Annotated in this window: 16 protein-coding genes (1 of these 16 cut by a window edge); 12 read left to right on the top strand and 4 right to left on the bottom strand. The window is 74.1% G+C overall.

Features of this window, described 5'->3' with window-relative positions:
* Window positions 1-175 precede the first annotated feature (175 nt).
* The gene (locus tag DMB38_RS11530; protein WP_125938961.1) at window positions 176-1,345 is read left to right on the top strand and encodes an LCP family protein; all 1,170 of its coding nucleotides are present in this window, start codon (window positions 176-178) and stop codon (window positions 1,343-1,345) included.
* Window positions 1,346-1,441: 96 nt separating this feature from the next.
* On the opposite strand, the gene DMB38_RS11525 is transcribed toward DMB38_RS11530, so the two are convergent.
* The 3 genes from DMB38_RS11525 to DMB38_RS11515 are packed head-to-tail and all read right to left on the bottom strand — an operon-like array spanning window position 1,442 to window position 4,335.
* The gene (locus tag DMB38_RS11525) at window positions 1,442-2,836 is read right to left on the bottom strand and encodes a coenzyme F420-0:L-glutamate ligase (RefSeq protein WP_125935094.1); all 1,395 of its coding nucleotides are present in this window, start codon (window positions 2,834-2,836) and stop codon (window positions 1,442-1,444) included.
* Window positions 2,833-3,789 (bottom strand): 2-phospho-L-lactate transferase, encoded by a 957-nt coding sequence (cofD, locus tag DMB38_RS11520; protein WP_125935093.1) that lies wholly within the window; start codon window positions 3,787-3,789, stop codon window positions 2,833-2,835. The genes DMB38_RS11525 and cofD overlap by 4 nt, the downstream gene beginning before the upstream one ends.
* 24 nt (window positions 3,790-3,813) lie before the next feature.
* Complete coding sequence (locus DMB38_RS11515; RefSeq protein WP_125935092.1) at window positions 3,814-4,335, bottom strand: cysteine dioxygenase family protein; 522 nt, start codon at window positions 4,333-4,335, stop codon at window positions 3,814-3,816.
* A gap of 621 nt (window positions 4,336-4,956) precedes the next feature.
* On the opposite strand from DMB38_RS11515, the gene DMB38_RS11510 reads away from it, so the two are divergent.
* The 3 genes from DMB38_RS11510 to DMB38_RS11500 all read left to right on the top strand — a co-directional run bounded on the left by DMB38_RS11510 (window position 4,957) and on the right by DMB38_RS11500 (window position 10,865).
* Window positions 4,957-5,220 (top strand): WhiB family transcriptional regulator, encoded by a 264-nt coding sequence (locus DMB38_RS11510; protein ID WP_018840771.1) that lies wholly within the window; start codon window positions 4,957-4,959, stop codon window positions 5,218-5,220.
* Window positions 5,221-5,496: 276 nt separating this feature from the next.
* On the top strand, window positions 5,497-9,324 hold the full coding sequence (locus tag DMB38_RS11505; protein WP_125935091.1) for a glycosyltransferase family 2 protein: 3,828 nt from the start codon (window positions 5,497-5,499) through the stop codon (window positions 9,322-9,324).
* A complete protein-coding gene (locus DMB38_RS11500; RefSeq protein ID WP_125935090.1) occupies window positions 9,321-10,865 on the top strand; it encodes a DUF5719 family protein in 1,545 nt (514 codons plus the stop codon). Before DMB38_RS11505 ends, DMB38_RS11500 begins: the two co-directional genes overlap by 4 nt.
* Window positions 10,866-10,880: 15 nt before the next feature.
* Here DMB38_RS11500 and DMB38_RS11495 read toward each other — a convergent pair whose 3' ends face one another.
* Window positions 10,881-11,261, bottom strand: coding sequence for a metallopeptidase family protein (locus DMB38_RS11495; protein ID WP_047016066.1), 381 nt, complete (start codon window positions 11,259-11,261; stop codon window positions 10,881-10,883).
* 352 nt (window positions 11,262-11,613) lie between these two features.
* Between DMB38_RS11495 and DMB38_RS11490 the strand changes: the two genes are divergently transcribed.
* From DMB38_RS11490 to DMB38_RS11455, 8 genes are all read left to right on the top strand, one after another.
* Complete coding sequence (locus DMB38_RS11490; protein ID WP_078898245.1) at window positions 11,614-12,063, top strand: DUF3499 domain-containing protein; 450 nt, start codon at window positions 11,614-11,616, stop codon at window positions 12,061-12,063.
* A 131-nt stretch (window positions 12,064-12,194) separates the two neighbouring features.
* Window positions 12,195-13,553, top strand: a complete 1,359-nt coding sequence (locus DMB38_RS11485) for a phosphomannomutase/phosphoglucomutase (RefSeq protein WP_125935089.1) — start codon at window positions 12,195-12,197, stop codon at window positions 13,551-13,553.
* 231 nt (window positions 13,554-13,784) lie between these two features.
* Window positions 13,785-13,994 (top strand): Trm112 family protein, encoded by a 210-nt coding sequence (locus DMB38_RS11480; protein WP_125935088.1) that lies wholly within the window; start codon window positions 13,785-13,787, stop codon window positions 13,992-13,994.
* Between the two features lie 8 nt (window positions 13,995-14,002).
* A complete protein-coding gene (locus DMB38_RS11475; protein ID WP_125935087.1) occupies window positions 14,003-15,124 on the top strand; it encodes an SIS domain-containing protein in 1,122 nt (373 codons plus the stop codon).
* 19 nt (window positions 15,125-15,143) lie between these two features.
* Window positions 15,144-16,337, top strand: coding sequence for a mannose-6-phosphate isomerase, class I (manA, locus tag DMB38_RS11470; protein WP_125935086.1), 1,194 nt, complete (start codon window positions 15,144-15,146; stop codon window positions 16,335-16,337).
* A gap of 159 nt (window positions 16,338-16,496) precedes the next feature.
* Complete coding sequence (locus DMB38_RS11465) at window positions 16,497-17,420, top strand: cation diffusion facilitator family transporter (protein WP_125935085.1); 924 nt, start codon at window positions 16,497-16,499, stop codon at window positions 17,418-17,420.
* Between the two features lie 340 nt (window positions 17,421-17,760).
* Window positions 17,761-19,224, top strand: a complete 1,464-nt coding sequence (gene ahcY, locus DMB38_RS11460) for an adenosylhomocysteinase (protein ID WP_125935084.1) — start codon at window positions 17,761-17,763, stop codon at window positions 19,222-19,224.
* Between the two features lie 84 nt (window positions 19,225-19,308).
* Window positions 19,309-19,351, top strand: partial view of a hypothetical protein gene (locus DMB38_RS11455; protein WP_125935083.1) — the 5' end (the start) only. Its footprint extends 575 nt past the window's final position; the window shows 43 of its 618 coding nt (coding positions 1-43); its start codon is at window positions 19,309-19,311; the stop codon falls past the right edge of the window.

The following is a 19,351-nucleotide window of genomic DNA, read 5'->3' as shown; positions in this document are numbered from 1 at the left end:
CCGCTTTGCATCAGAACCGCTACAAGCCCGGTCCGATTCAGAACCCCCCTTCAGGTCGGCATGGCGGGCAGGGCACACTTCCCGCATGAGTGACTGGCCCGAGGGATGGACTGCAGACAGCAGGGACCGGTACGGGCGCGGCAGCCGCGCGTCCGATCCGGAGCCCCACCGCGTCATGCCCGTCGTGGGCGGCGGCGGGGTGCCGCCGCAGCGATCCCGGGGCTACGACGACGGCCACGGTGCGTACGGCGACGGTTACAACGAGGGGCAGGTCTACCGCAGCGGCGGCGGCGACCCCTCGGGACCGTACGGCGACGACGGCGGCGGCCGGCAGGCCGGCGGCTACGGGAAGCCGCCGCCGAACTGGCGCAAGCGGATCAAGATCGGCGCCATCGTGGCGCTCGTCATCCTCATAGTCGTGCCCGTCGTCACGTACTTCTGGGCGGACTCCAAGCTGCGCCGCGAGGTGGACCTCAGCAAGGTCGAGGACCGGCCCGGCGACCAGGACGGCACGAACTACCTCATCGTCGGCTCCGACAGCCGCGAGGGCATGTCCAAGGAGCGGCAGCAGGAGCTGCACACCGGCTCCGTCGAGGGCAAGCGCACCGACTCGATGATGATCCTGCACACCGGTGACAACGGGAACACGATGGTCAGCCTCCCGCGCGACTGGATGGTCACCATCCCGTCGTTCACCGGATCGGAGACGGGCAACCGCATCCCGGAGCAGACGCAGAAGATCAACGCCGCGTACGCCATCGAGGGCCCGGAACTGCTGGTCCGCACGGTCGAGTACAACACCGGCCTGAAGATCGACCACTACGCCGAGATCGGCTTCGGCGGCTTCGCCAACATCGTCGACGAGCTCGGCGGCGTCGAGATGTGCTTCGACGAGGCGGTCAAGGACAAGAACTCCGGCGCCGACTTCGAGAAGGGCTGCCAGGACCTCGACGGCGCCGAGGCGCTGGCCTTCGTCCGCAACCGCTACGCGCTGCCGGGCGGTGACCTGGACCGGACGAAGAACCAGCAGAAGCTGCTGTCGAAGCTGGCCAGCGAGTCGGCGAAGTTCACGACGATCATGAACCCGTTCAAGCTCTACCCGACGATGGGCGCCGGCCTGGACGCGCTCATCGTCGACAAGGACATGAGCCTGTTCAACGTCGCCCAGATGTTCTGGGCCATGAAGGGCGTCTCGGGCGGCGACGGCAAGTCGATGAACCTGCCGGTCGTCTCCGGCGGCACCGACCCGCGGCTCGGCTCCGTGCAGAAGTGGGACGAGCCGAAGGCGAAGCAGCTCTTCGAGCAGCTCAAGAACGACGACAAGGTCACCGTCTCGGCAGACTGAGCGTTGGCCAACCGAGCACATTGATCAGTCGGACGGGACCCCGGCCCGCGGTGGGCCGGGGTCCCGCCGTCGTACGCCGCCGGGGGCGCGCCGCGCTCAGCGCACCACCGTGAACGTGTCCGCCGTCCGCGGCGGGCGCTGCCGCGGCGGGGCCGCCGCGTGGCCCACGGCCACCGAGCCCATCGGATCCCAGTCCGCCGGCAGGTCCAGCACCTCCCGGACCACGTCCCGGCAGAACATCGTGGACGACACCCACGCGGACCCCAGCCCCTCGCCGGCCAGCGCGACGAGGAAGTTCTGCACCCCGGCACCGGTGGCGACGACGAACATCTCCCGCTCGGCGGCGTTGCGCCGGTCGTCGGGGTAGGTGTGCGAGCCGTCCATCACCAGGCAGGGCACCACCAGGTACGGGGCGTTGCGCAGCACGTCCCCGCGGCGGATCCGCTTGGCGATGGACTCCTCCGTGAAGTTGCTCAGCTCCCGCAGGTCCCGGATCCACGCCTCGCGCATCGCGTCCAGCAGCTCCGTGCGCGCCTGCTCCGACTCCAGCAGCACGAACCGCCACGGCGTCGTGTGGTGCGGCGCCGGCGCCGTGACCGCGGCGGCCACGGCCCGCCGCACCGCCGCCGGGTCCACCGGCTCCGCGGTGAACTCGCGCACCGTACGCCGCTGCGTCACCGCCTCGCGGACCGCCTCCGAGGTGCCGAGGCGGAACATGTCCTCGGCCGGCTCCCGCACCAGCGCCCGCGCGTCAGGACCGTCGTCCTCGCCGGCCGGGGCGACGAGCTGCGGCAGCCCGCTGAGCACCGCGACCGGCAGCCCGTCGGCCTTGCCCTTGACCAGCTCGCCGGCGGCGGCCAGTTCGTCGGCGGCGGCGACGATCGTGCCCTCCAGGGCGTTGCCGTACGTGTCCGGGGCGCCCCGCAGGTCGTCGAGCACCCGGACGCCGGCGGCGCCGATGGCGACGTCCGTGACGCCGTTGCGCCAGGGGCGGCCGAAGGTGTCGGTGATCAGGACGCCGACGTTGACGCCGAGGGCCGTGCGCAGCCCGGCGCGGAGCGCGCGGGCGGAGGCGTCGGAGTCCTCGGGGAGCAACAGGACGGTGCCGGCGGGGGTATTGGAGGCGTCCACGCCGGCGGCGGCCATCACGAGGCCGTGCCGGGTCTCGACGATGCGCAGCGGGCCGCGGCGGGCGACGAGGCGCACGGCCTCCTCGTCGATGGCGGCCTCCCGGTCGCCGGGCACGGCGGTCTGCCGGACCCGGCCCTCGGCCTTGCTGACGATCTTGGAGGTGACGACGAGGATGTCGCCGTCGGCGAGCGGGGGTCCCGCGAGGCCGGGCGCGGCGGCGGCGACGAGCTCGGCGAGGTCGTCGCCGGGGCGGACCTCGGGGATGCCGGGCAGGGCCCGTACGTGGAACTCCGGGGCACCCGGCTGCCCCGCGGGGGTCTGCGTGCCGGTCTCCGTGCCCGTACCCGGGTCCGCCGTCATGCCCGTACCTCCTCGGCCAGCTCCAGCGCCGCCGCGGCCATCCGCGCCGTCGCGTCCGTGTCGCGCATCATCAGCGGCACCGCCCGGCAGCGGATCCCGGCGGCCTCCACCGCCGGCACCGCCGCCGCGTCCACCTCGTCGACCAGCCAGCCGTCGATGAGCCCGGAGCCGTAGTGCAGCGCGACCGCCTCGGCGGTGGACTCGACGCCGACCGCGGCGAGCACCTTGTCCGCCATGCCGCGCACCGGGGCGCCGCCGACGATGGGGGAGAGGCCCACGACGGGCACGTCGGCGTCGGCGATGGCCTCGCGGATGCCCGGCACGGCGAGGATCGTGCCGATGCTGACGACGGGGTTGGACGGCGGGAAGAGCACCACGTCGGCCTCGGCGATGGCCTCCAGCACGCCGGGCGCGGGCTTGGCCTGCTCGGCGCCGACGGGCACCACGGCGAGCGCGGGCACCGAGGCGCGCAGCCGCACCCAGTACTCCTGGAAGTGGATCGCCTTGCGCTCGCCGTCCAACTCCACCGCGACGTGCGTCTCGACCCGGTCGTCGGTCATCGGCACCAGCCGCACGCCCGGCCGCCAGCGGTCGCACAGCGCCTCGGTCACCGCGCTGAGCGGGAATCCGGCGCCGAGCATCTGGGTGCGCACGATGTGGGTGGCGAAGTCGCGGTCGCCGAGCCCGAACCAGCCGGGCCCGACGCCGTACGCGGCCAGCTCCTCCTTGACGGCGAACGTCTCGTCCGCGCGGCCCCAGCCCTGCTCCTCGTGGATGCCGCCGCCGAGCGTGTACATCACGGTGTCCAGGTCCGGGCAGACCTTGAGGCCGAACAGGTGGATGTCGTCGCCGGTGTTGCCGACGACGGTGACGTCCGCGTCCGGCTCTGCCTGCTTCAGGCCGCGGAGGAACCGGGCGCCGCCGATCCCGCCGGCCAGTACAACGATGCGCATGGCGCCCAGTCTTGCAGGCCGGGCTCAGTGGCGGGCGGGCTCCTCGGTCGGGCGGGCGGCGCCGCAGGCGACCGTGAGGGGAGGGGGACGGTCCTCGTGCATCGGCATCTCGGTGAGGGCGGGGAAGTAGACGTGCAGGCTCACGGCGGGCGTCAGCGCGTCGTTGACGACTTCGTGGACGTACCCCGGCGCGAAGACGCGTTGCGCGCCGGGCGTGAGGGTGCGCGCGGTGTGGTTCGCGCGCTCGGTCAACTCCCCTTCCAGCACGGTGAGTACGCCCGAGGACGGGCCGTGGCCGTGTGCCCCGCTGCGCTGTCCCGGCAGCCAGCTCAGCAGCCACACCTCGTAGCCGGGGCCGGTGCGCAGCCGGTGGTACCAGCGGGTGACGGGGTCGTAGTCGACGAGGGGCGCCCAGGCGTCCCGGTCGGCGGCGAGCGCGCGGGCGAGGCCGGCGAAGTCGGCGACCGTGGCGGGGTGGGCGGGCGCGGGCGGGAGGAGGTGCGGGAAGGCGAGCGGGTCGCCGCCGATCTGGATGTCGCTGAGCATGGGGCTCGGGAGTCCTTGGCGTGTGTGGTGCGCGAGGAGTGCGGAGAGTGGCGAAGGGGTGGCCTGCGGAGCAGGCAGCAGGGAGCGGAGCTGGAGCCTCAGCGGCTACAACAGCTCGGACACTCCTCGCTCGGCCGGTACGGCCACGGGCCCGACATGCGCATCAGCAGAGCGGATCCGGGGGTGTTTGTCAACTGGATGTCCGGGTTGACCGCAAGGATTCACACCTTCCGGTTGCCGGGCGTGGCGAAAGGTTTATTCACCCCGTTGTACGGAGAGACGGCGACCAACCGCAGGGCGACCATCGGGGCCGGGGTGCCGTTGTGCATCCGTGACGCGACTGTGATCTTCTTCGCTTTGCCGGGCGGGCCGCAACGGCGCCGTAGCCCCGATCGTCTCCCCCGGTAGGGGCGCCTGCCGGGATCGCGGTCTATCGGACTGTCATGGTCTTGGCCGATATGAACACTATTCACGAGGGCTTGGTGCCGCAGGGTGAATAAGAGGTCCAATAGCAGATCCCGGCTTGACTGTGCCAGAGCGGCGTACCTGTAATTTCACACGTGTCCGTTCAGGCGATTCAGTAACGGCAACATCACGGGGAAGCAAAGACGAGGGGCGCACATGACCGAGCTGTTCCAGCAGGTGCTGGTCGAGGAGGCGGACGAGGAGCTCGGGTGGCAGGAGCGCGCGCTGTGCGCCCAGACCGATCCCGAATCCTTCTTCCCGGAGAAGGGCGGATCCACACGCGAGGCCAAGAAGGTCTGCCTCGCCTGCGAAGTCCGGTCCGAGTGCCTGGAGTACGCCCTCGCCAACGACGAGCGCTTCGGCATCTGGGGCGGCCTGTCCGAACGGGAACGGCGCCGGCTGAAGAAGGCGGCCCTCTAGCCGGTGCCGTAGCCGTGCCGTAGCGGGCACTGTCACCGGCGGCGCGGCCGCGCGCCGGGCGGGCCCGGAGGCGGCGAGCGCGGCGCCACGGGATTCGCGCGGGCGTGCGCCCGGCCCCCGTACGGCGTACGTGACCTCGGCGGAACCCCGCGGCGGCCCGGGGATCGTCCGCCAAGTCGCCCTGTGACGGAGGGACCCTCTAGTGTGGGGCACCGTCCACGACAGCCGCCACATTCCCGGGAGGTGACCCGGACTCCACCAGGGGTCCGCACCTCGATGTCCGAGCACAGCAACGCTGACTTCGCGGCCGGCTACCCGGCCGCAGCCGACGCGGCAGGCCGGCCCGGGACGACCGCGGCCGCCCCCGGCGGCGGCACCCCCGCCTTCCCCCGGCACGTCGTCACCGCCGTGCTCGTCTCGCACGACGGCGAGCGGTGGCTGCCCGACGCGCTCGCCGCGCTCACGGCGCAGGAGCGCCCCGTGCAGAGCGTCATCGCCGCCGACACCGGCAGCGCCGACGGCTCCGCCCGCATCCTCACCGAAGCCCTCGGCGCCGAGCGCGTGCTCCACCTCGCCCGCCGCACCGGCTTCGGCACCGCCGCCGCCGAGGCCGCCCGCACCGCGGGCGTGCTCACCCCCGACCAACTGCCGTACCTGCGCCGCCCCAGCGGCTGGGACCCCGTCAGCCGCAGTTGGCGCGACGACGCGTACGACATGCCGGAGTTCCCGCACGGCGAGCCCGTCCAGTGGCTCTGGCTGCTGCACGACGACTGCGCCGCCGAGCCCGACGCGCTCGCCGCCATGCTCCGCCTCGCCGACGACATGCCCTCCGCCGCGATCATCGGCCCCAAGCTGCGGAGCTGGTACGACCGCAGGCAGTTGCTGGAGGCCGGCGTCTCCATCGCCCACAGCGGCCGCCGCTGGACCGGCATCGACCGCCGCGAGCAGGACCAGGGCCAGCACGACGGCGTCCGCGACGTGCTCTCCGTCTCCACCGCGGGCATGCTCATCCGCCGCGACGTCTTCGACCAACTCGGCGGCTTCGACGCCCGGCTGCCCCTCATGCGCGACGACGTCGACCTCTGCTGGCGCGCCCACAAGGCCGGCCACCGGGTCGTCGTCCAGCCCGACGCCGTCATGCGGCACGCCGAGGCCGCCGCCCGCGAGCGGCGCTCCATCGACTGCATGGGCAGATCGGGGCAGACGGCAAAGGGGGCGAGCCCGCACCGCGTCGACAAGGCCGGCGCCGCCTACACCCTCCTCGTCAACTCCAGCACCGCGGCCCTGCCGTACATCGCCTTCCGGCTCGTCCTCGGCACCCTGCTGCGCACGCTGGCGTACCTCGTCGGCAAGGTCCCGCGGCAGGCGCTCGACGAAGTGGCGGGGCTCGGCGCCGTGCTGCTGCGCCCGCACCGCATCGCCGCCGCCCGGCGCAGGCGCGGCAAGCCCGCCGTGCCGCCCGGCGACCTCAAGCCCCTCTTCCCGGGCCGCGGCGCGACCGTACGCGTCACCGTCGAGCAGGTGCTCAGCAACTTCAGCGGCCGCTCCGAGCCCGAGCTGTCCGGCGGCGGCCGGCACGGCGGCGCCGTCGAGACCGGCCCGGGCGACGACGATGCCGACTTTCTCGAAGTCGAACAGTTCGCCCGGCTGAAGCGGGTGGCCCGCAAGCCGGGCCCGGTGCTCTTCGCCGTCCTGCTGCTCGTCGCCCTCATCGCCTGCCGCGAGCTGATCGGCGGCGGCACCCTCATCGGCGGCGCGCTCCTGCCCGCCCCCGCGGACGCCGGCGACCTCTGGTCGTCGTACGCCGACTCCTGGCACCCCGTCGGCACCGGCGGCACCCAGGACGCACCGCCCTACCTGGCGTTCCTCGCCGGTCTCGGCACCATCCTGTTCGGCAGCACCAACGCCGCGCTGACCCTGCTGCTCGTCTGCTCCGTGCCGCTGGCCGGCTTCACCGCGTACTTCGCCTCCCGGCCGCTCGTCAGCTCCCGGCTGCTGCGCGCCTGGGGCAGCGTCGCGTACGCCTTCCTGCCCGCCGCCACCGGCGCGCTCGCCGCGGGCCGCATCGGCACCGCGGTGCTCGCCGTGCTGCTGCCGCTCCTCGCCCGCGCGGCCGTCGCCGCGAGCGGGCTGCGCGGCCGGGCGAGCTGGCGCGGCGCCTGGGCGTACGCGCTGCTGCTCACCGTCACCACCGCCTTCACCCCCGTCGTCTGGCCGCTGGCCGCCCTCCTGGCCGCCGCGCTGGCCGCCTGGGCCGTCGTGCGCGGCCGGAGCCCCGTCGGGCCCGGCCTGCGGCAACTGGCCGTCCTGGTGACCCCCGTGGTGCTGCTGGCGCCCTGGTCGCTCGATCTGCTGACCGAACCGTCCCGCTTCTTCACCGAGGCCGGACTCGACGCCACCGCCGACGACGTCTCCCCGCTCGGCCTGCTGCTCGCCTCGCCCGGCGGCCCCAACGCGGGCGGCAGCGTGCTGCTCGCCGGCATCGTCCTCGCCGCGCTGGCCGCACTGCTCCGCTCCGACCGGCGGCTGCCGGTGGGCGCCGCGTGGGCCGTCGCCGCCGTCGCCGGGCTGCTCGCCGCGGCCGGCGCGGGCGACGGCTGGACCGGGCCGCAGACGCTCGTCTACGGGCTCGCGCTGCTGGCCGCCGCCGTCATCGGCGCCGACGGCGCCCGCCACCGCGTCGCCGAGCAGTCCTTCGGCTGGCGGCAGCCGGCCGCGGTGCTCGTCGCCGTCGCCTGCGCCGTGGGGCCGCTGGTGCTGGCCGTCGGCTGGATGTGGCGCGGGGCCGACGGGCCGCTGGAGCGCGGCGGCGCCGACCAGGTGCCGGCGTTCGTCGCGGAGGAGAGCCGCACGTCGGACCAGCCGCGCACGCTGGTCGTCGGCGGTTCGGCCGCCCAGGTCGAGTACATGCTCGTACGGGGCGCGGGCGCCCGCCTCGGCGACGCCGAGCTGGCCGCGGCCGGCGGCGGCAACTCCCGGCTCTCCGGCACCGTCTCCGGGCTCGTGGCCGGCTCCGGCGCCGACCAGTCGGCCGAGCTGGGCGCGTACGCCGTGCGCTATGTCCTCGTACGCAACGACGCCCCCCGCACCTTCGGCCGCGTACTCGACGCCACCCCCGGGCTGACCCGGCTCAGCCAGCAGGACGGCGGCGCGCTCTGGCGCGTCGACGCGCGGGTCTCGCGCGCGACCGTCGTCGCGGGCGACGGCGAGGGCCAGGGTGCCGCCGAGCCGGTGCCCGTGGCCGCCGGGCCCGTCGAAGTGCACACCGACATCAAGGACGGCCCCGAGGGCCGCGTGCTGCGCCTCGCGGACGCGGCGAGCGCCGGATGGCAGGCCACCCTGGACGGCGAGCCGCTGGAGGCCACGACGGTCGACGGCTGGGCGCAGGGCTTCGAACTGCCCGCGGGCGGCGGGCGGCTGGACGTCACGTACGACACCGCCGTGACGCACACGGCGTGGACCTGGGCGCGCGGCGCGGCGCTCCTCGTCGTGCTGGTGCTGGCGCTGCCCGGGCGGCGGCGCGACGTGGACGACGACCTGCCGGAGGCGGGCACCCCGGCGATCCCGGCGCAGGCGCTGGAGGGCGACGGGCGGCGCGCACGGCGGCTGCGGGCGCAGGCCGCCGCGGCGGAGGCCGGGGGCGCCGGGGCGCCCGGGGGCGCGGGCGCGCCGGGCGGCGTGCCCGGGGCGCCGCCGATGCCGCCGGCTCCGCCCGGTTCCCCTGCCGTGCCCGGTGCGCCCGACGAGCAGCCGGCCTGGGCCGCGGCGCCGGTGCCCGGCGCCGGGCAGGCGGAGCAGGGCTACGGGGACACGGCGGTCGCCGACCCGTACGCGGCCCCGCCGCAGGGCTACGAGTGGGACGGCACCGGCTACGGCGGGCAGTACGGCGGGACGTCGTACGAGGCGCCCTACGAGCCGCAGTACGACGCCGGCGCGTACGAGGGCGAACAGCGGCCCGGCGCCCCCGCGGTGCCCCAGCAGGGCGGCCAGGGCTACGGCGACGGCGAGCAGGACCCGTACGGTGCGGGGCAGTACTCCGGCCCGTACTACGACCAGAGGAACTACGGCGCGGGCGCCGAGCGGGACGGGAGTGACAACGCGTGAAGACCGGCCCCCTCACCCTGATCGCCGCGGCGGCCGCGCTCGCCGTCACCGCGGGAATCGCCACTCTCACCGTCCCCGGCGACGAGGACGACGCCGGCAAGGCCGCACCCGCCGCGGAGCGCATCGCCGTCGAGCGCTCCACCCTGCTGTGCCCGCAGCCGGGCGACACGGAGGTCGGCGAGACGACGTACACCTCCTTCGTGCCCGGCGGCGAGGGCGACGAAGGAAGCGCCGAACTGCTTCCCGCCACAACGGAGTCCGAAGCCGCGGAGCAACAAGAGAAGAAGGACGACGACGGCAAGGGCGACGAGGGCAAGGGCGACGGGCAGAAGAAGGACGACGCCCCCGACCCCGTCGCCCCCCTGAAGCGCGCCGGCACCCCCGCCGAGGCCACCACCGACGAGGCCGAGGCCCCCGCGCTCGTCGGCACCGCCCACGGCGACTTCGCCCCCGGCTGGAGCGTGCAGCAGACGACCCTGGTCACCGCGGGCGACGGCCGCGGCCTGTCCGGCGCGCGCTGCACGGCCCCGGACAGCGAGTTCTGGTTCGCCGGCGCCAGCACGATCGACGAGCGCCGCGACTACGTCCAGCTCACCAACCCCGACGACGAGGCCGCCGTCGTCGACCTCCAGTTGTTCGACAAGGACGGCCCGGTCGAGAGCGAGGCGGGCAACGGCATCCAGGTCCCCGCCCGCTCCAGCGTCTCGGTGCTGCTCTCCACGGTCGCCGAGGAGCCGTCGATCAACGTCGCGGTGCACGTCGCCGTGCGCTCCGGCCGCGTCGGCGCCGCCGTGCACGCCGCCGACGAGCAGGTCGGCGGCGACTGGCTCCAGCCCGTCTCCGCACCCGCGCCCGGCGCGGTCCTCCCCGGCATCCCCGGCGACGCCACCTCCGTGCGCCTCGTCGTCTACGTCCCGGGCGAGGACGACGCCGACCTCGCCGTGAAGCTCGCCGGACCCAACGGCTCGATCACCCCCGCCGGGTACGAGTCGGTGCACGCCAAGAGCGGCATGACGACGGCGATCGACATGCAGAACCTCACCAAGGGCGAGGTGGGTTCGCTGATCCTGGAGCCGGAGGACGGCAGCAGGACACCCATCGTCGCCGCCCTGCGGGTGACCCGCGGCAAGAACACCGAGCAGGAGATGGCGTTCATCCCCTCCGCGACGCCGGTCGAGGAGCGCACCACCGCCTCGGGGAACTGGCCGAAGGCCGCGAGCCTGTCGCTCGCCGCGCCGGGCAAGGCCGTCGAGGTCAAGGTCACCGCGTCGCCGGGGAGCGAGGGCGGTGAACCGGCGGAGGAGACGTACACGGTCAAGCCCCGCACCACGCTGACCGTCGAGCCGCCCAAGACGTCCGGCACGAAGGGCACCTTCGCGCTCACCGTCGAGCGTGTCTCGGGCGGCGAGCTCTACGCCTCGCGGACGCTGGAGACGAAGGAGAGCGGCATCCCGATGTTCACGATCCAGACCCTCCCCGACGACAAGGGGATGGTCGAAGTCCCGGACGCCGAGCAGGACCTGGGCGTCCTCACGGACTGACGTACGGTGCCGTCGTCAGTCCTGGCCGTAGTGCGGATCGACCGACTCCGGGGCGACGCCGAGGAGTTCCGCGACCTGCTCGACGATCACCTCGTGGACCAGCAGCGCGCGCTCGTCGCGGTTCTTCGTACGGATCTCGACGGGGCGGCGGTAGACGACGATGCGGTCCGGGCCGCCGCCGCCGGTGACGAGCCGGCCGAGCGGCACCCCGCCGTCGTCCTCCCAGCCGGCCGGGCCGCTGCCGTCGCCGGGGACGTCGAGGACGGCGAACTCGACGCCGGCGAGCTGCGGCCAGCGGCGTTCCAGCCGGGTGGCGGACTCGTGCACCAGGTCGACGAAGGCGTCCGAGCGGCTCACCGCCAGCGGCACCTGCGGCGGCGCCACGGGGCCCCGCATGCCGCGGCCGTGGCGGTCGCGGGTGCGGCCGCGCGGGCGCGGCGGGGGCCCTGGGGGCGGCGCCGGTCGTTCTGTGTGCTCCATCACCGATGAGCGTAGCCCGCGCCGGGCCCGCCGCAGACCATCCCGGGGCAACCCCGGGAATGTCGCGAAGTGAACGGTCGGCACAGGAATCGGCCCGCAGATGAACGGGCCGAAGTCCGCCGAAACCGGTTGGATTGACATGATTTGCAGCCAGGGCTGATCACTTGCAACGTCGTAGCCACCCGCGATGTGACCGACGTCGCAGGTCAACTCGGCCACACGCGCCCGGCTTCGCACCGGACGGCGGGCGACACGGGTGGGTGACGCGATGGTGAGTCGTCGCGGCCCGCTCAGGAGTGCGGTACCGTCCAACGTCGTGAGCCCTGTACGTCGCTGTTCGCGCACCGCATGCGGCCGAGCCGCCGTCGCGACGCTCACCTACGTCTACGCCGACTCCACCGCCGTCCTCGGCCCCCTCGCCACGTACGCCGAGCCCCACTGCTACGACCTGTGCACGGAGCACTCCGAGCGGCTCACGGCCCCGCGCGGCTGGGAGGTCGTCCGGCTCGCGGTCCCCTCGGGACCCGCGCGGCCCAGCAGCGACGACCTGGAGGCCCTGGCCAACGCCGTACGCGAAGCGGCCCGCCCGCCCCGCGCGGCGGCGGACGGGGACGGGATGGCCGCCCAGCGCGCCGTGGCCCCCGGCGGCCGGGACGCCGACCCCATGGAGGTCGCGCGCCGCGCCCACCTGCGGGTGCTCCGCTCGCCCGAGGGCTGACCGCCGCCCGCCCCGCAGGCAGTCCGCCGGGCCGCTCCCGTACGGTCCCCCGCCTGCCCGGCCCCGGACGGCGCGTGTCCGCCCCATCGCGTACTGTGCAAGCCTCAGCAGCGTGCGAAGGGCGGTAAACCGTGACCGATCTCTCGACGATCGTGAAGGCGTACGACGTGCGCGGCGTCTTCCCCGAGCAGCTCGACGAGCCGCTCGTCGAGCTCTTCGGCGCCGCCTTCACCGAGACCACCGGCGCAGGCAAGATCGTCGTCGGTCATGACATGCGCCCCTCGTCGCCCGCGCTGGCCGCCGCCTTCGCGCGCGGCGCCGTCGGCCGCGGCGCGGACGCCGTCCTCATCGGCCTGTGCTCAACCGACCAGCTCTACTTCGCCAGCGGCCATCTCGGCCTGCCCGGCGCCATGTTCACCGCGAGCCACAACCCCGCGCGGTACAACGGCATCAAGATGTGCCGCGCCGGTGCCGCCCCCGTCGGCCAGGACACCGGGCTCGCCGAGATCCGCGCCAAGGTCGAGCGGTGGCAGGCGGAAGGGGCGCCCGCCCCGGTCGCGAAGCCCGGCAGCGTCACGCAGACCGACCTCCTCGCGGACTACGCCGCCCACCTGCGCTCCCTGGTCGACCTCGGCGCCATCCGGCCGCTGAAGGTCGTCGTCGACGCCGGCAACGGCATGGCGGGCCACACCGTGCCCAGCGTCTTCGACCCGCTGCCCGTCGACGTCGTCCCCATGTACTTCGAGCTCGACGGCACCTTCCCCAACCACGAGGCCAACCCGCTCGATCCGAAGAACATCGTCGACCTCCAGGCCGAGGTCCGCAGGACCGGCGCCGACGCCGGCCTCGCCTTCGACGGCGACGCCGACCGCTGCTTCGTCGTCGACGAGAAGGGCGACCCGGTCGCGCCGTCCGCGATCACCGCGCTGGTCGCCGCGCGCGAGCTGGAGCGCAACGGCGGCGGCACGATCATCCACAACCTGATCACCTCCTGGTCCGTGCCCGAGGTCGTCAAGGAGCACGGCGGCACTCCCGTGCGCACCCGCGTCGGCCACTCCTTCATCAAGGAGGAGATGGCCAAGACCGGCGCCATCTTCGGCGGCGAGCACTCCGCGCACTACTACTTCCGCGACTTCTGGAACGCCGACACCGGCATGCTCGCCGCGCTCCACGTCCTCGCCGCCCTCGGCGGCCAGGACGGCCCGCTGTCGCGGCTCGTCGCCGCCTACGACCGGTACGCGGCCTCCGGCGAGATCAACAGCACCGTCGACGACCAGGACGCCCGGCTCGCGGCGGTCAGGGCCGCGTACGCGGGCCGCGAGGGCGTCACGATCGACGAGCTGGACGGGCTGACGGTCACCGGCGACGGCTGGTGGTTCAACCTGCGGGCCTCCAACACCGAGCCGCTGCTGCGGCTCAACGTGGAGGCGGGCGACGCGGAGACGATGGCGCGGGTACGGGACGAGGCGCTGGCGCTGGTACGGGGCTGAGGCGGCGGGCCCGCGGCAGGCGGGCCGGTAAGGGGCAGCGCCCGAGGGCGTACGGCCCTTACCCCGCCCGTACGGCCGTCACCGCCGCCCGCGCGGACGGCCGCCCCCGCGCCCGTGCACGGGGCCCGCCCGCGCGCAGGCGGGCCCGTACGCCCGGCGGTAGGCTGGCCGCCTGCCGCTCGTACGCACCGCCGAGCCCAGCACCGCAGCAGCCAGCCGAAGGGGACGCACATGCCGGTCGACGCCAGCCTCCTGGAGATCCTCGCCTGCCCGGCGTGCCACGCCCCGCTGCGCGAGAGCAAGGACGGCGCGGCCGGCGGCGCCTCCGACGCCTCCGGCGAGCCCGAGCTGCAGTGCACCTCCGACACCTGCGGCCTCGTCTATCCCGTACGCGACGACATCCCCGTCCTGCTCGTGGACGAAGCCCGCCGCCCCGCCTAGGCCCCGCCATGCTCGACGAGTCGCTGCTCGACGACCCCGGGGAACTCGCCCGCGCCGACGCCCGCGGCCTGCTGCGCAGCGTCGCCCAGGCCGGCGCCCAGATGCGCATCGCCGCCCGCCAGGCGGCCGAGTCCGACCTCGCCCGGGTGCGGCCCGACGGCCGTCCCCGCGCCGTGCTCGTCGCCGCCCCGGGGCCCGTCGCGAACACCACCGCCGACCTGCTGCGCGCGCTGACCGCGGGCGCCAGCCCCGTCGCCGCCCTCCGCCCCACCGGCGCCCGCCCCGAGCCCAGCGCCCTGAACTGGACGCTGCCCGGCTGGGCCGGCCCGTACGACCTGCTGCTCATCGCCACCGACTACGGCCGCGAGCCGGGCCTCACCGCGCTCGTCGAGCAGGCGTACCGGCGCGGCTGCACCGTCGCCGCCGTCGCGCCGCGCACCTCCGCGGTCACCGAGATAGCGACCTCCCGCGGCCTCGCGATGCCGTTGCTGCGCGACCCCGGCGAGCAGATCGAGACCGGCGGCCTGTGGCCGCTGCTCACCCCGCTGCTCGCGCTCGCCGACCGCATCGACCTGATCGACGCCCCCGACGACGCCCTCTCCCGGGTCGCCGACCGCCTCGACATCGTCGCCGAGCGCTGCGGTCCCGCCATCGAGACGTACGCGAACCCCGCCAAGACGCTCGCCGCCGAGCTGGCCGAGTCGCTGCCGCTGCTGTGGAGCGAGGGCCACGTCGCGGGCGTCGCCGCCCGCTACTTCGCCCGCAAGCTGGCCTCCGTCGCCGGCCGCCCCGCCCTGCCCGCGACGCTGCCCGACGCGCTCGCCGCCCACGGCATGCTGCTGTCCGGGGCCTTCACCTCCGGCGCCGACCCCGACGACATCTTCCGCGACCGCGTCGAGGAGCCCGCCGCGCTCCGCGCCCGCATCGTCCTGCTGCACGACGAGTCCGCCGACACCGCCCGCACCCCCCGGGAGGCCGCCCCCGCGGTCCGCGAGCTGGCCTCCGCCCAGGGCACCCCCGTCAGCGAGCTGGAACCCTCCGACGGCGATCCCCTGGAGGCCGCGGGCGAGCTGATCGCCACCGCCGATTTCACCGCCGTTTACCTCGCCCTGGCTGCAGGTTCCGCCTGACCCGTACCAAGATGGCCGTATGGATCGCCTGAACAACACCGTCCGCCCGTACGCCTGGGGCTCCACCACCGCCATCCCCGAGCTGCTCGGCACCGACCCGACCGACGAGCCGCAGGCCGAGCTGTGGATGGGCGCCCACCCCGGTGCCCCCTCCCGCCTCGACCGCGGCGCCGGGCCCGTCCCCCTGGACCAGGTGATCGACGGCGACCCCGAGGGCGAGCTGGGCGCGGCGACGGTGGCGCGCTTCGGGCCCCGGCTGCCGTTCCTCCTCAAGGTGCTCGCCGCCGCCGCCCCGCTCTCCCTCCAGGTCCACCCCGACCTCGCCCAGGCCCGCGTCGGCTACCTCGACGAGGAGGAGCGCGGCGTCCCCGCCGACGCCCCCGAGCGCAACTACAAGGACGCCAACCACAAGCCCGAGCTGATCTGCGCCCTCACCCTCTTCGAGGGCCTGTGCGGCTTCCGCCCGCCCGCGGACGCCGCCGACCTGCTCGACGGCCTCGGTGTCGACGGCCTCAAGCCGTACGCCGACGCCCTGCGCGCACAGCCTGAGGAGGACGCGCTGCGCGAGGTGTTCGCCGGGATTCTGCGCGCGGACCGCGACGAGCTGGCGGCCACCGTCGAGGCCGCGGGCCGGGCGGCGGAGAAGCTGGGCACCACCCGCAGCCCGTACGCCGCCGACTACGCCGCGTACGGCGCCCTGGCCCGCTCCTGGCCCGGCGACCCCGGCGTCATCGCCGCCTACCTGCTCAACGTCATCAGGCTGCAGCCCGGCGAAGCGCTCTTCCTCGGCGCCGGCGTCCCGCACGCCTACCTCGACGGTGTCGGCGTCGAGATCATGGCCAACTCCGACAACGTGCTCCGCTGCGGCCTCACGCCCAAGCACGTGGACGTGCCCGAGCTGCTGAAGATCGTCTCATTCACCCCCGGCGCCCCCGAGGTGCTGCGGGCGGGCCCCGACGGCCGCTACGCCGTCCCCGTCGACGACTTCCGCCTCCACCGCCACGACCTCGACGACGGCCCCGTCACCATCGGCGGGACGGAGGGCGCGGGCCCGCAGATCCTGCTCTGCACCGACGGCAGCGCCGAGCTGACCAACGCCGCAGGCGAGCACCTGGCCCTGCACCGCGGCGAGTCGGCCTTCGTCCCGGCCGCCGACGGCACGCTGCACGCCACCGGCTCCGGCATGCTCTTCCGCGCCACCACGGCCAACTGACGCCACCCACCGGATCTCCCCGCCCCGCCGCGGGCCGTCCACGGCCGCGGCCGGCAGGGCTTGCGCCCACCGGCCGCGATGCTGACAGAATGTGCCGCCGTGAAGGGCGCGGCCTCCCGCCGCGCCCCGCGGAGGCAGACGGAAGGGAACCGGCGGCACATGGCTGCAGGCGGCGGTACGAAGGCGATCCTCGCGGCGCTCGGCGCCAACTTGTCGATCGCGGTCGCGAAGTTCGTGGCATGGGCCTTCAGCGGCTCGTCCTCCATGCTCGCCGAGGCCGTGCACTCCCTGGCCGACTCCGGCAACCAGGCGCTGCTCCTCCTCGGCGGCAAGCGCGCCAAGCGCGCCGCCACCAAGGAACACCCCTTCGGCTACGGCCGCGAGAGGTACGTCTACGCGTTCCTCGTCTCCATCGTCCTCTTCACGGTCGGCGGCCTCTTCGCGATCTACGAGGGCTATCACAAGATCGAGGACCCGCACGAGATCGACCACTGGTACTGGCCGGTGGGCGTCCTCGTCTTCGCGATCATCGCGGAGACCATCTCCTTCCGCACCGCCATCAAGGAGTCCAACGAGATACGGGGCAGCCAGGGCTGGTGGCAGTTCATCCGCCGCGCCAAGGCCCCCGAACTGCCCGTGGTGCTCCTGGAGGACCTCGGCGCGCTCGTCGGCCTGATCCTGGCGCTCCTCGGCGTCGGCGTCGCCCTCGCCACCGGCGACGGCGTCTGGGACGGGATCGGCACGGTGTCCATCGGCGTCCTGCTCCTGATCATCGCCGTCATACTCGCCGTCGAGACCAAGAGCCTCCTCCTCGGCGAGGGCGCCAGCGAGGCGGACGTCGAGGCCATCAGCACCGCGCTCGTCGACGGCGACGCCGTCACCCAGGTCATCCACCTCAAGACCCTCTACCTCGGCCCGGACGAGCTGCTGGTCGCCGCGAAGATCGCGGTGCAGCACGACGACACCGCGGGCGAGGTGGCGCGCGCCATCGACGCCGCGGAGTCGCGGGTACGGGAGGCGGTGCCGGTGGCGAGGATGATCTACCTGGAGCCGGACATCGCCCGCGCACAGGCGGACACGTAGCGGAGACCGGGGCCGGCGCGCACGGACCGCCGGCCGACCGCCCGCGCCCCCGCCCGGGACGGCCGTCTCACCGGCTGTCCGGTCCGCGGGATGGCCAGTTCCCGTTCCCCACATGCCCACGCGGTGAGGGCGGCCTGCGGTAGATTCGGGGGGCAGAGCCAGACGTCGCTGCTGATGGCGATCGGGTGGCCCGCCAGCGGGCCGGCCGAGGGGGAGAGAGGGCCTCCGGCGGACTGAGCCGCAGAGGGACCGGTGTGTCCGTACGCGTGCGTGCGCCTGCGCGCCGCGCGCACGTCCCGTCTGCGCTCAGGGAATCCGACCACTCTCAAGGAGTTGCGACGTGACTTCCACGACCACCGCCACGAGCCCGGACTTCAAGGTCGCCGACCTGTCCCTGGCCGCCTTCGGCCGCAAGGAGATCCAGCTCGCCGAGCACGAGATGCCCGGCCTCATGGCCATCCGCAAGGAGTACGCCGAGGCCCGGCCGCTCGCCGGCGCGCGGGTCACCGGCTCGCTCCACATGACCGTGCAGACCGCGGTCCTCATCGAGACGCTGACCGCCCTCGGCGCCGAGGTCCGCTGGGCCTCGTGCAACATCTTCTCCACCCAGGACCACGCCGCCGCGGCCGTCGCCGTCGGCCCCGACGGCACCCCGGACGACCCCCGCGGCGTCCCCGTCTTCGCCTGGAAGGGCGAGACGCTGGAGGAGTACTGGTGGTGCACGGAGCAGGCGCTGACCTGGCCCGGCACCGACACCGGCGGCCCGAACATGATCCTCGACGACGGCGGCGACGCCACGCTCCTCGTCCACAAGGGCGTCGAGTTCGAGAAGGACGGCAAGGTCCCCTCGCCCGACACCGCGGAGAGCGACGAGGAGCGCGTCATCCTCCAGCTCCTCACCCGCACCGTCGCCGAGACCCCGCAGAAGTGGACGCAGCTCGCCTCCGAGATCCGCGGCGTCACCGAGGAGACCACCACCGGCGTCCACCGGCTCTACGAGATGCACCAGGCGGGGACGCTGCTCTTCCCGGCCATCAACGTCAACGACTCGGTGACCAAGTCGAAGTTCGACAACAAGTACGGCTGCCGCCACTCCCTCGTCGACGGCATCAACCGCGCCACCGACGTCCTCATCGGCGGCAAGACCGCGGTCATCTGCGGCTACGGCGACGTCGGCAAGGGCTGCGCCGAGTCCCTGCGCGGCCAGGGCGCCCGGGTGATCATCACCGAGATCGACCCGATCTGCGCCCTCCAGGCGGCCATGGACGGCTACCAGGTGGCGCGGCTGGAGGACGTCGTCGAGACCGCCGACATCTTCGTCACGGCCACCGGCAACAAGGACATCATCCTCGCCGAGCACATGCAGCGGATGAAGCACCAGGCGATCGTCGGCAACATCGGCCACTTCGACAACGAGATCGACATGGCCGGCCTCGCCAAGCTGCCCGGCGTCGTCAAGGACGAGGTCAAGCCGCAGGTGCACACCTGGACCTTCCCCGACGGCAGGGTGCTCATCGTCCTGTCCGAGGGCCGCCTGCTGAACCTCGGCAACGCGACCGGCCACCCGTCGTTCGTCATGTCCAACTCCTTCGCGAACCAGACGATCGCCCAGATCGAGCTCTTCACGAAGACCTCCGAGTACCCGACCGGCGTCTACGTGCTGCCCAAGCACCTCGACGAGAAGGTCGCCCGCCTCCACCTCGACGCCCTCGGCGTCCGGCTCACCGAACTCCGGCCGGAGCAGGCGTCGTACATCGGCGTGCAGGTCGAGGGCCCGTACAAGCCGGACCACTACCGGTACTGAGCACGGCACCACCGCCGCCCGCCCGGGGACACCCGGGCGGGCGGCCGCGCGTCGGGGGAGAGCCGGCCGCGTAGGGTGCCGGACATGCCGCGCGGACGCTATTCCCTCCACGACCCGTACGACGGCA

The sequence above is a fragment of the Streptomyces sp. WAC 06738 genome (genome assembly GCF_003945505.1).
Lineage (GTDB): Bacteria > Actinomycetota > Actinomycetes > Streptomycetales > Streptomycetaceae > Streptomyces.
This window is presented reverse-complemented; position numbering and strand designations above follow the sequence as displayed.